This is a genomic window from Alicyclobacillus sp. TC, from assembly GCF_016804365.1.
GTDB lineage: Bacteria > Bacillota > Bacilli > Alicyclobacillales > Alicyclobacillaceae > Alicyclobacillus_I > Alicyclobacillus_I tolerans.
Genome location: NZ_CP044434.1, coordinates 2446588 through 2461391 on the forward strand (window position 1 = coordinate 2446588; position 14804 = coordinate 2461391).

At 46.2% G+C, this 14804-nt stretch carries 10 protein-coding genes; 1 reads left to right on the forward strand and 9 read right to left on the reverse strand.

Features of this window, described 5'->3' with window-relative positions:
* Positions 1–34: 34 nt before the first annotated feature.
* Complete coding sequence (locus tag FY534_RS12090) at positions 35–1300, reverse strand: nucleotide sugar dehydrogenase (RefSeq protein ID WP_203114686.1); 1266 nt, start codon at positions 1298–1300, stop codon at positions 35–37.
* Between the two features lie 529 nt (positions 1301–1829).
* Between FY534_RS12090 and ileS the strand changes: the two genes are divergently transcribed.
* On the forward strand, positions 1830–4973 hold the full coding sequence (ileS, locus tag FY534_RS12095; protein WP_203114687.1) for an isoleucine--tRNA ligase: 3144 nt from the start codon (positions 1830–1832) through the stop codon (positions 4971–4973).
* 139 nt (positions 4974–5112) lie between these two features.
* Here ileS and FY534_RS12100 read toward each other — a convergent pair whose 3' ends face one another.
* From FY534_RS12100 to ribD, 8 genes are all read right to left on the reverse strand, one after another.
* Complete coding sequence (locus tag FY534_RS12100; protein ID WP_203114688.1) at positions 5113–5874, reverse strand: sugar phosphate isomerase/epimerase family protein; 762 nt, start codon at positions 5872–5874, stop codon at positions 5113–5115.
* 41 nt (positions 5875–5915) lie between these two features.
* Positions 5916–7166, reverse strand: coding sequence for an aminopeptidase (locus tag FY534_RS12105; RefSeq protein ID WP_072874613.1), 1251 nt, complete (start codon positions 7164–7166; stop codon positions 5916–5918).
* Between the two features lie 169 nt (positions 7167–7335).
* Positions 7336–8541, reverse strand: coding sequence for an MFS transporter (locus FY534_RS12110; protein WP_203114689.1), 1206 nt, complete (start codon positions 8539–8541; stop codon positions 7336–7338).
* Between the two features lie 33 nt (positions 8542–8574).
* Entirely contained in the window at positions 8575–10758 is a 2184-nt protein-coding gene (locus FY534_RS12115) for a PASTA domain-containing penicillin-binding protein (protein ID WP_238413548.1), read from the reverse strand.
* A gap of 287 nt (positions 10759–11045) precedes the next feature.
* On the reverse strand, positions 11046–11525 hold the full coding sequence (gene ribE / locus FY534_RS12120; protein WP_072875373.1) for a 6,7-dimethyl-8-ribityllumazine synthase: 480 nt from the start codon (positions 11523–11525) through the stop codon (positions 11046–11048).
* Positions 11526–11608: 83 nt separating this feature from the next.
* Complete coding sequence (locus FY534_RS12125) at positions 11609–12799, reverse strand: bifunctional 3,4-dihydroxy-2-butanone-4-phosphate synthase/GTP cyclohydrolase II (protein WP_203114690.1); 1191 nt, start codon at positions 12797–12799, stop codon at positions 11609–11611.
* Positions 12800–12832: 33 nt separating this feature from the next.
* Positions 12833–13495: a riboflavin synthase gene (locus FY534_RS12130; protein WP_203114691.1), complete on the reverse strand. Its 663-nt coding sequence runs from the start codon at positions 13493–13495 to the stop codon at positions 12833–12835.
* The gene (gene ribD / locus FY534_RS12135) at positions 13495–14679 is read right to left on the reverse strand and encodes a bifunctional diaminohydroxyphosphoribosylaminopyrimidine deaminase/5-amino-6-(5-phosphoribosylamino)uracil reductase RibD (protein WP_238413763.1); all 1185 of its coding nucleotides are present in this window, start codon (positions 14677–14679) and stop codon (positions 13495–13497) included. The genes FY534_RS12130 and ribD overlap by 1 nt, the downstream gene beginning before the upstream one ends.
* Positions 14680–14804 lie beyond the last annotated feature (125 nt).

A 14804-nucleotide genomic window follows, 5' to 3' on the forward strand; every position in this document is an offset into this window, starting at 1 on the left:
CAACCTCTTTCTCCATCACGTTTCCAAAAAGTTTCTAGCTCAGATACCCCTTGAGTCGATGTCGAGGATCGATGATATAGGGACGATTGGTTTTCTCAAGCAATTGCCGCCAGGGCAAGGCTTCAAACGGTGGTTGCCAGGCACCTACGACCAAGACCTGTGCTCCGTCCAGACAAACTTCTGGCGATTCGACCTGAAAAGGAAAAGAGTGTTTGGCTATAGTTGGATCGTAAGCTCGTACATGAGCTCCACTGCTTATGAACACTTTAGCCAAATCGACAGGTGGACTGAGTCGAGTATCATTGGAACCATCTTTCATACCCAGTCCGAGAATAGCTACAGGCGCCCCCTGCAATGAACGTCCAGAAGCTGCAAGAGCGGTAGCAGCATCTTTCACCAACTGATTGGGCACATCACTGTTCACGCGACGCGCAGTATCATAGAGAGGCATCATATGTGGGTTGTCCACAGATGCGCGCAAGTAATAGTAGGCATTGGGAATACAAAATCCCCCCACTCCCACACTTGGCATCAAAAGCTGTACTCGAGGATGCGTATTCGTCATGCGTATCAATTCGTAGATATCAACATGATGAGCCTCAGCAACTTGACGCAATTCATTAATGATGGCTAAATTCACATCTCTTTGCACATTCTCAACAACCTTTGCCAATTGAGCCGTACGCAAGTCGGTAACATGTACCGTTCCAGACGTTAGTTGTTGGAGCAATTGCACTGCACGTTCCGTACAAGCAGGTGTCAAACCGCCAGCAACAACATCCAGTGTACGAAACTCTTCCATAGCCCGACCTTCAGCTACTCGTTCTGCAGCGTAGGCAACATGAAAATCAGCACCTGCTTTTAATCCACTTACCCGCTCAAGCTGTGGTATGAGCCGTTCTTCAATCATTCCGGGAACGACAGTGGGCCGCAGGAGAATAAAGTCCCCTTTTTTAAGAACAGATCCAATATTTTGCATCGCACTGTCCAAATAGTCGTATACCATATCACCTGTACCAGAAACAGGAACACCGACTGTAACCACATAAGTGTCCACAGCTTTAGCCGCTTCTTCCATACGATCCGTAGGAATAAACGTCTCTTGCTGTAAATGTTTTTGCAGGTACTTATCAAGCGGAATGCCTTGATCATCTTCTTGAACATAGGAAACACCACGCTTCAACCAATCCAGCTTGGCAGTGTCTACCTCGATTCCATAGACACGAAATCCTTTCTCGCAAAAACTGATGGCCAAAGGCAGGCCAATAAAACCAAGTCCAACCACACTGATGCTTTGCAAATTGGAGCACCTCTCATTTTCTTAATCATCCGGTCTCTCATTTCATAAAAGAATAGTAAAGAAGACAAATGGCTACTTGAGACCGCAAATGGTTTATGCTAAAATCAGCCATCGACAAAAGGCGCAAACGCCATGAGTTTATAAGAAAATACCTCAACTCGTCCAATTTTCATATGAACATTCAATGCGAAGGACACGTTGCGCTTCCTCCAGTGTCGCAGAGAATGGGCGGTGGTGCAAGCCCATACACCGGTTGCGCGATATCCCCTTCAAGAAGTGTGTCGAAAAGGCAAAATCCGTATCATTTTGTCTGCTGTAGATCACACCGGTGTTCCACCGTTATCTGGATGCGCTGCGCAAGGTTTTTTCTCTTTCAGCCTTATTGCCAGCGGCCGATGGAGTCGTGCTCGCAGTCAGCGGATGTGCATGGCTAATCAGGGTGGTACAGCGGGTTCCTAGTAGCTCGTCCCTACGCGGGACGGGCTTTTTTGATTCAAAATTGTTTTTAGAAAAGGGTGATTAACCATCTATGGCTAAAAAAGTAAACGCTAAAGAGCAAGCTTCCGTTCGAGAGCAACGTGTACTGGAATTTTGGCACGAGCAAAGCGTTTTTCAGCGTACAGAGAAAGAACGCCGAGGAGGCCCAGAGTTCGTCTTTTACGAAGGTCCTCCCACTGCCAACGGAAAGCCACATCCGGGCCATGTCTTGACGCGCGTCATTAAAGACGTCTATCCCCGTTACCGTACCATGAAAGGTTATCACGTCATGCGCAAAGCAGGATGGGATACTCATGGACTACCTGTGGAAATCGAGATCGAAAAAAAATTCGGCATCAGCGGCAAAAAGCAGATTGAATCTTTTGGGGTCGAAAAGTTTATACAAGCTTGCCGGGAGAGTGTTTTTCAATATGAAGCTACCTGGCGGGAAATGACGGAGAGACTTGGATATTGGGTCGATCTCGATAATCCTTATATGACATTAAAAGACGAGTACATTGAATCGGTTTGGCATTTGTTGAAAACCATCTATGAACGTGGTTATCTCTATCAAGGGCATCGCGTCTCTCCTTACTGCCCACATTGTGAGACCACTCTATCCAGTCATGAAGTTGCTCAAGGCTACGAAAACGTGAAAGACCTGTCGGTTACGGTCAAATTCCGCTTACCCGATGACCACCCACTCAGCGAACCAGGGATAGTCACTTCTTTCTTAGCCTGGACTACCACACCATGGACGCTTCCTTCACACGTTGCACTGGCTGTGCATCCAGATATCGAGTATGTGCGTATTCTCTCACCTTCACAAAAAGAAGCGTATTGGGTGGCGAGCGCGTTACAGGAAAATTTTCTTGGCGATGACGGCCGCGTGACAGCACAAGCTCTTGGTCGTGAATTGGCAGGAACTCCTTACTCGCCTGTCTTCCCATATGTCAATCGCATTCCTGGAAAAAAATTCGAAGTCATTCAGGCTATGCATGTCACAGATGAATCCGGCACAGGTATTGTTCATCAAGCGCCCGCGTTTGGTGAAGATGACTACAAAGCTTGTCGCGAACACGGTATGGCCTTTTGCAACTTTGTAGATGAAACTGGTTGTTTTACAGATGACGTGACTGACTTTGCTGGCAGATTTGTCAAAGATGAAGAAGTCAACGTGGATATTGTCCGCAAGTTAAGCCAAGCAGGTTTACTATACAGCAAAGAGAAGTTTGAACACTCTTACCCACACTGCTGGCGTTGCGGCACACCGCTTCTTTACTACGCGATTGACAGCTGGTTTATTCGTATGACAGACGTCCGTGAAAAGCTGCTGGAGAATTCCAACCGTGTCAACTGGATACCCGAACATGTAAAAACAGGTCGCATGGGTAATTTTCTGCAGAACGTGGTGGACTGGAACCTTTCACGCAACCGTTACTGGGGAACACCGCTTCCCATTTGGCGATGCAACCATTGCCATCAGGAGATATGTATCGGATCGCGCAAAGAACTGCTGGAGAAAACAGGACAACTTCCTAAGGAACTACACAAACCTTATATTGACGAATTGACTTTCGCTTGCACCTGCGGCGGTACGTTTGAAAGGGTGCCTGAAGTAATTGATGTATGGTTTGACTCTGGAAGCATGCCGTTTGCCCAGCACCATTATCCATTTGAAAATGAAGAGCAGTTTGCCAGACAATATCCGGCCGATTTTATCTCCGAAGCCATCGATCAAACACGCGGCTGGTTCTATTCTTTACTTGCCATTTCCACCCTGATTACAGGTGAAGCTCCCTATAAGAATGTACTTGTGATGGGTCATGTTTTAGATGAGCAAGGGAAAAAAATGTCTAAATCGAAAGGTAACGTCATCGATCCGTTTGAAGCACTTGATCAGCATGGAGCAGATGCGTTGCGCTTTTACTTTCTCTCGAATACGCAACCTTGGAATTCACAGTTGTTCTATCATCGAGCTGTGGCTGAGAGCAAGGCAAAATTTCTTGACATTCTGCAGAACGTACACGCTTTTTACGCTCTGTATGCTGCAATTGATCAGTTCTCGCCGACAGATTACGACATTCCCGTAGTGGAACGCCCGCTCTTTGATCGTTGGCTCATGGCACGTCTGCACGAGACGATTCGGACGGTGGATGCTAGCTTGGATTCCTATGATGCTACTGCTGGAGCCAGAGCGCTGCAGAATTTTGTCGATGACGTGTCGACTTGGTATGTTCGCCGCAATCGTGAACGTTTTTGGGCATCTGGCATGGAATCAGATAAAATTGCTGCGTTTCTAACACTTGCCGAGACCCTTACAACACTTTCCAAACTGATTGCACCTTACACACCTTTTATCGCTGAAGAAATCTATCAAAACGTAACGCGAGATGGCGGAACAAGAGTTGATATACCTGTCAGTGTGCATCTTTGCGCTTTTCCTGCTGTGGACGAAGCGCTTATTGATGAACAATTGATTCAAGAGATGTCACTCGTTCTGCGAGTGGTTGAAGCAGGACGACTATTGCGCAATGAAAGTAAGTGCAAAACTCGTCAACCACTGGAAACGCTCTACGTCACTTTAGACTGGAAAGATACCCTGCAAGCATACGAAGAGATTTTGAAGGACGAACTGAATGTCAAGCAGCTTGTCTACACTACTCTTAACGAAGTTGCTGAAGCAGAGATCTACCTAGACTTAAAAGCTCTTGGAAAATCGTTTGGCAGCAAGGTTCCTTTGATTAACGCAGCTGCCAAAACCGCGAGTATCGACCAGATTCATGAATTTGTCCAACGTGGAGTTGTTGATTTAGCTGGTGAAACGATTACGCGTGAACATGGAGATATTCGTTACAAGCCCTGTTTTACAGGCGTTATGACCCATGTCGGACAGGGATTTGTAGGTTTGAATACAGAATTGACTCCTGCACTGATTGAGGAAGGTTATGTACGCGAGTTGATTTCCAAAATGCAAATGATGCGAAAAGAAGTAAATTACGAGGTAACGGAATGGGTTAAGTTTTTCGCAGAAGGAGATAGTGAGATTATGTCGATTCTGCGCAAACATCTTCCACACATTCAATCGACTGTTCTCATGAAGGAATTAGTGACAGAACCTATCGCTGGAGATCTTCAAAAAGAATGGGATATTAATGGCAAATCTTTAACCTTGACAGTGGCGCGTATATCGTAAAAAGATTGTCAAATAGAAATATCCATTTTGAGGCTCCCCGAAAAATAAAGAAAGCTAGATTCACGCTTTCTTTATTTCTTGTTACAGGGAGCCTCTACTTTGTCACTATACCTTGAAATAGTATGACAAGCTTTGTTGTTTATTGGCTAGGTGCAGATAGGAGTTGCGATAGATAGATAAAATTAGATTTCAAATCTCTCATCGGATGTCCTTGATAGGTTTCTTGTTCAACAATGTACCATTTCACACCAGCTGTCTGAGCGGCATGAAGTATAGCTGGAATATCTAGACGTCCACTGCCTACAACTTCGTTTTGCCGTTTATCCTCTTTGGACATATCCTTGACATGCAACAGATCTGCACGTCCAGTATAGTTATGCAGATAAGAAGCTATATTTTCGCCAGTATACGCAATCCAATAAATATCTAACTCTGCTTGAATTAGAGATGAATGGCCTTTCCCTAGCAGTACATGTATGGGCTGTTCATTTTCTATCTTTATAAATTCAAAGTCATGGTTGTGGTATGCAAAATGCAAACCTTCCTGAGACACTTTTTGAGCTATTTGTTCAAGTTTCTCAGCCAATCGCTGATAATCCTGCAAATTCCTACGCAGCTCCGGTGCTATAAATGGACAGACAATATATGAAAGTCCCAACTCAGTAGCATATTCCAGAACTTCTTCTATTTGATTTTCTAACTGATCGAACGGAACGTGGCTGGATACTGGTTGAAGTTGAAGCTCGAACAAAATTTCTCGAAGTTCTCTAGCACCTAGACCTCCGTACCCTGCAAATTCCACTCCATGATAGCCTATCTCAGATACTTTCTTTAACGTTCCGACAAAATCTTCCGCCGCCATCTCGCGCAAAGAATACATCTGCAAAGCAATATTCGCCAAGTTAAGCCACTCCTTTCCGTGTGTGGCAATCCTGGAAATCCTTACTCCATACTTACAAACTTTCCATTTACCATAATGGGCATCATTTGACCTGTCTTGGTTTTGACATCAATATTCATTTCTGGCGATCCAATCATAAAATCCACATGCATGAGACTATCATTTAATCCGTGCTCATTCCAATCGGCTCGACGCAATTGATAGCCCCCTTCAATTAATGGATAGGCTTTACCAATGGCCAAGTGGCAGGAGGCATTTTCATCAAACAACGTATTATAGAAAAGTCGCCCCATTTGATATATAGGCGAATCAACAGGAACAAGAGCTACTTCTCCCAGATAATGACTTCCCTCATCAGCCTCAATAATATGACGCAGTGCATCCTCGCCTTTCTCAGCTGAATATTCGACAATTCGACCAGCCTCAAAACGGATGCGTATGCCCTCAATTAATGAACCATTGTGAACAAGTGGCATGGTGCTTGTCACAGTGCCATTGACCCGATCGCGATGTGGTGCGCTAAACACTTCTTCCGTTGGAATATTGGCTACAAAGTGCACTCCGCCTTGACTTGGTTTCCCAGCCGCTGTCCAATAGTGACCATCTGGCATACCAATCGTCAAATCTGTTCCGGGAGCGCGATAATGTAGTTCCACAATGTTTAGTTGATTCAACCACTGGCTACGTTTCTGCAAATTGACAATATGTTGTTTCCATTCTTCAATTGGATTTTCACCATCTGCACGTGCCGCTTTGAGAATCGCTTTCCAAAGAGCCTCTGTTCGCTCCTCTGCAGGTAGATCGGCAAAAACTACATCAGCCCATGGTTGAATTGGAGCGGAGGCCAAACACCAAGTATATTCATCATTGGTACGTCGGTCATTGAAAGAACGGAAGGCATTCGCAATTGACTTACTGGCTGTATCAACCCGACTACGTTCAATTCCGTCAAAAAGATATGGATTGGACGCCGGTATGGCAATAAAAGCTGCGCCTTCGTCCGCTAATTTTTGCACCCATTGCGCTTGCCACTTTGCTCTTTCTGCTAAAGTTTCCAGTGAACCGCGCTTTACAGTCTCTCGCATCCACCATTCATCACCATAGTCCACATGAACAAACTTAGCACCTGCATCATATGCCGCTTCCGTCAAACAACGTGCAAACTCTACATGTTCTGGATAAACTTGGCGACTGGCAAAACCAATCACCAAATTCTCACCTGGTTGCAGATTGACACCAATTCGAATCACCAATTCCGCGTATTTCTTTAACTGTTGATTCAGACTGACCATCTCCTGTTCTTGTTGATACCTCTACGTGAATACTTCTCAATGCGAGGCAGTTAGTATGTATCCCAATATTTCTGGCGGGATGCGTGATCTTGCGATGAGGGTTACTGACAGTTTTGAATTATGGAAGCGTTAACACTTCCACAGTATAGCGCATCATTGGACTCACTCTCTACTTTTGGCTGACCATACGTTTTACAGGTCTCGCAGCAGCTAATGCCGCTGCAAAGGAACATACGAAACCTACACTAGCAACGCCAAGCCAATGAAAGTGAGCATACATATCAGCCCCAATGGCAGACCCAAGTGCACCTCCTATAAAATAACTCGTCATATAAACTGTATTCAAACGATTGCGAGCGTCTGGCCGCAAACTATAAATTCTTGCTTGATTTGAAATTTGCGCTGCCTGCACACCGAGATCGAGCAAAATGACTCCCAGGATTAAACCCCAAAGATGCGCTGACAATCCAGCAAACACCAGGAAGGAAAGAAGGGTGCAAAGCGCTCCAAGAAATGCCACTCTCCGAGCCGGCATAAGATCTGCCAGACGTCCAGCCACAGGCGCAATGGAAGCACCCGCTACTCCGAGCAACCCAAAAAAGCCGGCCACTTCCGCCCCATAATGATAGGGCGATGTGCTAAGTCGAAAGACGAGCGTCGTCCAAAAAGCACTGAAAGCGGCAAATAGCAACCCTCCCATCAAGGCAGCCTCACGAAGTGTGGGTAACGTGCGTATCAACTGCCAAAGCGATAAAAATATGTCTCTTGCTTGAAGTTTTGACTTTGGGGGTGAAACTGGAAGCATGAAGTAGAGCAACAACGCAAGAGCAATCATGAATATGGCCGCAATCCCAAACACTGAACGCCAGCCTAGTTCCGATCCAAGCAACCCTGCAAAAGCACGCGCCAACAGGACACCAATGAGTAGTCCACTCATTACCACCCCTACAACTTTGCCGCGATTCGTCTCATCCGCCATATTTGCGGCTAGCGGGATAATGATTTGTGGTACCACGGTTGTCAATCCGACTAGGAACGCAAAAATCCATAACCAGAGCATAGAAACTGACGTGGCCATTGCCGCCAGAAGTATACTGACGAGAATCAATAAAATGACAATCAATCGGCGTTGTTCAAAACGATCTCCGAGTGGAACAAAAAACAATAAACCACACGCATACCCCACCTGGGTTAGCATAGACAGAATACCTAACGCGTGCGTGCTGGCATGAAAGGTTTGAGCAATTTCCGCCAATAAAGGCTGTACATAGTAAAGATTAGCCACAGCAGCTCCACTGGCTATGGCCATGACAAGTAAAAGGCGCCGAGAGAGCGCTTGACCTCCCGACGCTGCAGAAGAAGTGTACGTATTCAACTTCAAATCCCCCCAACGTAAAAACACCCTTGATTAGCTGATGGTGGAAGGCGGTTTGAGTACAACGTTCACTTGCTCACCTGGATGTACAGGTTGTCCTGGAGCAATGGAAGTCTGCACAGCAAATCCCGTTCCCTGCACAACGGGATTCAAACCATAGGCTTGTAATAAACCAATGACTTGCTCTAATGTTAACCCTTTTATAGACGGCATCGTTTCCCCCTCTAGATTGCCGCGCGTCCAAACATATACGGGCATAGAGGTTGCTAATTCACTACCAGGAGCAGGCCACTGGCGCAATATGGTCGATCCGTTTCCATTGATAACCAAATTCCCTGATAGACGGGCAGCAAGATTTTGTGCTTGACTTACAGTATCCCCTACAAAGCTAGGTAAATTTTCAATATAGGACATTTTCTGTGCTGGTTTTAATTCCGATGTTTGGTTTTGTGTCTGTCCGAGAGGAGCAATATGATAGTAATTCATAATATCTTGCAAAACAGCACGAGCCACAGGTGTTGCTGTAGTATTTCCCCATGTGTCATTAACCGGTGTTTTCGGCCAGTCTACCGTACAATAAATTACAACTTGCGGATCCCAACCAGGAGCAAATCCAATAAAAGACGTGATGAATCGAGAATTATAAAACTTCCCTGTCTTTGGATTGACCACCTGAGCTGTACCCGTTTTACCTGCCACATCGTATCCTTTAATGTATGCCGCATTATCGATCCCCTGAGAGACATCAAGAACCATAGCATGGCGCACAGCAGCAAGTACCGAAGATGGAGCAATATCTCTCTGTACCGCGTCTGGTTGCGTCGTTTGAATCACCTGTCCCTCAGGCGAAATGATTTTTTCTACGACATATGGCCGATAAAGCGTTCCACCGTTGGCTATGGCCGCAACTCCATCAATCAATTGCAAGGGGGTTACAGCAATACCTTGACCGAATCCGGTAGTGGCCAATTGGATTTGACCCTCTTGTGAAGGTGGAAAAAGAATAGAACTTCCTTCATCCGGCAAGTCAACACCTGTAGGATGAGTCATGCCAAAAAGATTTAAGTAATGCATCAAATTGGACCAACCTAGTTTAAGAGCAATCTTGGCAAATCCAACATTACTGGAGTATTCAAGAGCCTTTAGAAACGAGATTTTACCCCATCCAACATAATTCCAATCATGAATGGTACGGCCATCAATTGTAATTTGTCCTGACATATAAGTCTGGTTGAGATTGATGGATTGAGTAGCTAAAGCAGCTGTCAGAACAAAAAGCTTGAATGTGGAACCTGGTTCGAAAGAAGCCGACACTGCCCAATTTTGATCGAGTGCTACAGGCGATGCCGTCCAATATTGGTTGGGATTAAAATCTGGACGGCTCGACATAGCGAGAATCTGTCCATTCCAGGGATCCATCACAATCATGGCTGCGTGTTCAGGATGTACCGTCTCATCCAAAATATCCATTTCGTGATCGACAAAACCCTGAATGACTGGATTGATGGTCAATTGCACAGAATCCCCCGGTTTAGGAGCCACTACTGTATGTACACTGCCCGGTAACGGAAATCCAAGTGCATCTTGCCGATAGTCCAACTTACCAGGGGTACCTTCGAGCAAATGGTTATCTTCAGCTTCTATCCCCATGACACCTTGACCATTGGGTCCAACATATCCAACTGTAGCTGCGGCAAAACGGCCAAAAGGATAAAAACGCTTCTCTGTAGAGGTAAACGTAAAATCTTCAGCATGTTTACCCTGTCCGTACAGTTTCTCAATAGCATCCTTCGTTGTCGCAAGAATCGGTTGATTCCACTGAATCCAATCATAACTTTGAGATACTAAGCTATAAATCTGGGTGTATGGCAATTGTAGAATATTGGATAAGTTTTGCGCCAAAGCCTGTCGGTTGGTGAAATCAGAAATTTTAATATCCATAATATAGGCTGGAACATCATACGCGATGGGCTGACCAGCAGCATCAAGAATTTCACCACGCGGTGCCAATTCGACTTTGGAAACATCCTGAACATTGGACGCGTCTTTCAACAATCCCGGCCCTAACACATGTTGTATATTCGTAATCCGCCAAGCTACCAGACAAAGTGCAGCTATACCGCCGACCTGCAAGGCAAGCATACGCCTTCTATGCCTTCTCGGGCGCTTTTCCGTCATCACTTTGCCAGGCTTGTACCGTTTTTTTTGGTCTTTCAAAGCTCCACCCCTCGCTTTTGCACCTCAAAGCGATTTATGAATAGCCAGGCTGCGAGTGTCAACTATCAAACCTTCCAGCCTATTCTTATTCGCCAAAAAGAGAAAGCACAGCCCACAATCTGTGCGAAATGTGCTCTTCATAAAATTCGCGACGACTTGAACAAACCCTGCTCCAGTCAGAAACCAAATTGTCATAATCATGAATCGAGCAAAGCTGTCGCCCAGAACCAAAACGAATGGCCATGGGCGACTTGGTATCAGGGTGCTCTCTGAGGCAACTCAAATACTTAACCTAAATTTTGCAGCGAGCGGTTTAAGTTAGCCATTTCTATAGCCGAAACTGCAGCTTCCCAACCTTTGTTGCCAGCCTTTGTACCTGCTCGTTCTATGGCTTGTTCTATAGTATCTGTGGTCAATACGCCAAAAATAACGGGAATCTCAGCCTGTAAGCTAAGGTTGGCCACTCCTTTCGCAACTTCTGACGAAACATACTCAAAGTGAGGCGTAGAGCCTCGAATAACTGCACCCAATGTAATTACAGCATCAAATCGACCACTTTGCATCAATCGCTTGGCCGCAAACGGAATTTCAAATGCTCCCGGTACATAAGCAACATGGACAGCACTCTCTTCAACTCCATGGCGTTGCAAAGCATCCAGAGCACCACCAAGCAAGCGATGCGTGATAAATTCGTTAAAACGTCCAACCACAATGCCAAAGCGCAATCCTTGACCTATCAAATGTCCTTCCCAAATTTGCGCGTTCAAACTTTGTTCAACTCCTTTTTCATTTCAATGTCCTTACACGCTTAAATGTTATCGATTTCGTAACAGCTCACTTCAACTCAGAGCTACAGATGAAGAAGATGCCCCAGCTTTTCGCGCTTGGTCTGCAAATAATGCTCATTAAATGGATTGCGATCCACTTCCAGAGGGACACGCTCGATCACGGTCAGACCGTGCCCTTCAATCCCCCGCACTTTGCGCGGATTATTGGTTAACAACCGCATTTGTCGCACACCGAGATCGTACAAAATTTGTGCACCAATTCCATAATCTCGCAAATCATCAGCAAATCCAAGTCGATGATTAGCTTCTACTGTATCTGCTCCCTCATCTTGCAAGGCATAGGCTCGTATCTTATTCAGCAAACCAATGCCACGCCCTTCCTGGCGAAGATAAAGCAAAACGCCTTTTCCTTCTTCAGCTATCTGACGCAGTGCCGCATGCAACTGTGGTCCACAGTCACAGCGCAGAGAAGCAAACGCATCTCCTGTGAGACATTCTGAATGCACACGAACCAATATGGGTGATTCATCTATCTCCCCCATGACCAGCGCCACATGTTCTTTTTCATCTAGCGAATTGGTATAAACCACCGCCTGAAAATGACCAAAAACGGTTGGCAACTGGGCCTGGGCCTGACGAATAACCAATTTTTCAGAGCGTTTTCGAAAAGCGATCAAATCGGCTATAGAAATCATTTTCAATCCGAGTTGACCCGCAATCTTCTCCAAATCAGGTAGTCGAGCCATGCTCCCATCGGGATTGAGAATTTCACAAATGACCCCCACAGGTTTCGCGCCTGCCAACCGAGCCAAGTCAACTGCCGCCTCTGTATGGCCAGCTCGCCTTAAGACTCCACCGTCTTTAGCGATGAGTGGAAAAATATGTCCAGGACGGCGAAAGTGCTCGGGACGAGCTTCTTCAGAGACTATGGCCGCAATGGTTTGCGCCCGTTCAAAAGCTGATATACCTGTGTGCGTATGTGCTTCATCGACAGAAATCGTAAAAGCTGTGCCATGCACATCCGTATTGTGCGCAACCATCGCATCAAAGTCTAATTGAGCAGCGCGATCTGCCGTAATCGGCACACAAACCAGACCCCTACCATGGGTAATCATGAGATTGATCAGTTCAGGCGTGACTTTTTCACCAAGCGCCACAAAATCTCCTTCATTTTCCCGATCTTCATCATCCACCACAATAACAGGACGGCCAGCTTGCAAATCGGCAATTGCAGCTTCAATTGTACTCAACATTGCCTATTCCCCTCTCTTCCACCATTGCCACCATCAAGCAAAACCGTGTTCCGCCAACCACTGCAATGACAACTGGCTACTACGATTGACAGACGATGAGTCAACAGTTTGGTATTGCAAAAGTTTCTCTAAATACTTGGCCAGCACGTCACATTCAATGTTTACAACTCGGCCAGGACGAGCGCTTGCCAATGTTGTCATTTGACCAGTATGAGGAATAATGGAGAGTGTAAATGCATCTCCTCGATCTTCCATAACGGTTAACGAAACCCCATCAATACAAACGGAACCTTTATGAACAATGTATTTCATCAAGTGAGCAGGAGCTGCAATCGTCAAGACGCGTGCCATCCCCTCGTGCATCACTTCGCGCACGGTTCCGGTACCATCAATGTGGCCAGAAACTAAATGTCCACCCAGACGACCACCAATAGGTAATGCCCGTTCTACATGAACTTCGTCACCCGTTTGCAAAAGCCCTAAATTCGTGCGGCGCATTGTCTCTGGCACTGCTTCTACAGCAAAAGTTCCGGGCATTCGCTCCACTACTGTTAAACAGACACCGTTGACTGCAATGGAATCACCCAATTGCATATCTCCAAGAATTTTGTTTGCAGCCAAAATGAAACGGGCGCCTTGTGGCGATTTATCTATCTTCTTAAGAATCGCCAATTCTTCTACCAGACCGGTGAACATTACGATTGTCCCCCTAGAACAGCGGTCAGCAAAATATCTTGTCCCACCATCCGGACTTTGACACTGTTCAGTTGTAGAGCGTCAGACATACGGGTAATTGGTTGCTGAGAAAGTAATGTCGATTTACCAGACAGCAACAATTTGGGAGCCATGAACCAGGCTATTTCTTGTACCAGGCCTTGTTCCAGGAAACTTGTTGACAAAGTTGGTCCTGACTCAAGCAAGACCGTTACCACCTGACGATTGGCCAAATCCGCAAGAATAGCTCGCAAGTCTAATCGGCCATTCACATCGGTTGCTACGCCTACTACTTCAACGTCTCCTTGTGAAATCAACTCCTCCTTCTGCTCAGATTGCAGAAATTGCTGTCCACAATAAATCAATGTGCGTCCAGGTTCACTGAGCAACCGAGCAGCAGGCGGAGTATGCAAGTGGGTGTCGATCACGATTCGTATCGGTTGACGGACATCTCGCATATGAGACAAGCGAACTGTCAACTGCGGATTGTCCGCAAGAACTGTGCCGATGCCCACCATCACTGCGTCTACTCGCGACCGCCAGTAATGAACCATTTGACGGGACTTTTCTCCGCTTACCCATCGACTGTCCCCAGTTGATGTCGCCATACGACCATCTAATGTACTGGCAGTTTTCCAGACAACATATGGCATATGAGTCGTTTGAACATGAAGATAAGGCTTATTTAATCTGCGCGCTTCTTCTTCCATAACCCCCATCTTCACGTCGATCCCAGCCGCTTGCAATTTCGCGGCACCTCGACCGGATACGCGTAAATCGGGATCGACCATGGCTAGAACTACACGCTTAATCCCTGCTTGAATCAGGGCATCAGCACAAGGAGGCGTCCGGCCATAATGACTGCATGGCTCCAGTGTGACATAAGCCGTAGCGCCTTTCGCTTCTGGACCAGCCTGGCGCAAAGCATGGATTTCAGCATGTGGAGTACCGGCGCGGAGATGCGCCCCTTGTCCAATCAATTGCCCCTCTTTGACCAACACGCAACCCACCCTAGGATTGGGATGGGTTTGACTACCAGCCGTAGCTGCCAAAGAAAGCGCCATGCGCATCCAACGTTCATCCTCTGATTCATCCAAAAACGAATGCAAATTTGCCAAAGCCCAATGTTTATCCTCTAAAAGTTCTTCTATAAAGTCTGCGAACATCTGCACCCCCATCTTCTCTTCGGGCCTTGATTAGCCATCGTTCATCCTAAACAAGAAACCCCTCCAACAGAACGTGGAGGGGCAATGAACGAACGACACATAGACACAAAACCTTTCGGTCTGCG

What these genes read in the sequence shown, in the direction of transcription:
- FY534_RS12125 (WP_203114690.1), bottom strand. Translation starts at nt 12,799, where the DNA reads ATGTTGAGTACAATTGAAGCTGCAATTGCCGATTTGCAAGCTGGCCGT.
- ileS (WP_203114687.1), top strand. Translation starts at nt 1,830, where the DNA reads ATGGCTAAAAAAGTAAACGCTAAAGAGCAAGCTTCCGTTCGAGAGCAA.
- FY534_RS12105 (WP_072874613.1), bottom strand. Translation starts at nt 7,166, where the DNA reads ATGGTCAGTCTGAATCAACAGTTAAAGAAATACGCGGAATTGGTGATT.
- FY534_RS12130 (WP_203114691.1), bottom strand. Translation starts at nt 13,495, where the DNA reads ATGTTCACCGGTCTGGTAGAAGAATTGGCGATTCTTAAGAAGATAGAT.
- ribD (WP_238413763.1), bottom strand. Translation starts at nt 14,679, where the DNA reads ATGTTCGCAGACTTTATAGAAGAACTTTTAGAGGATAAACATTGGGCT.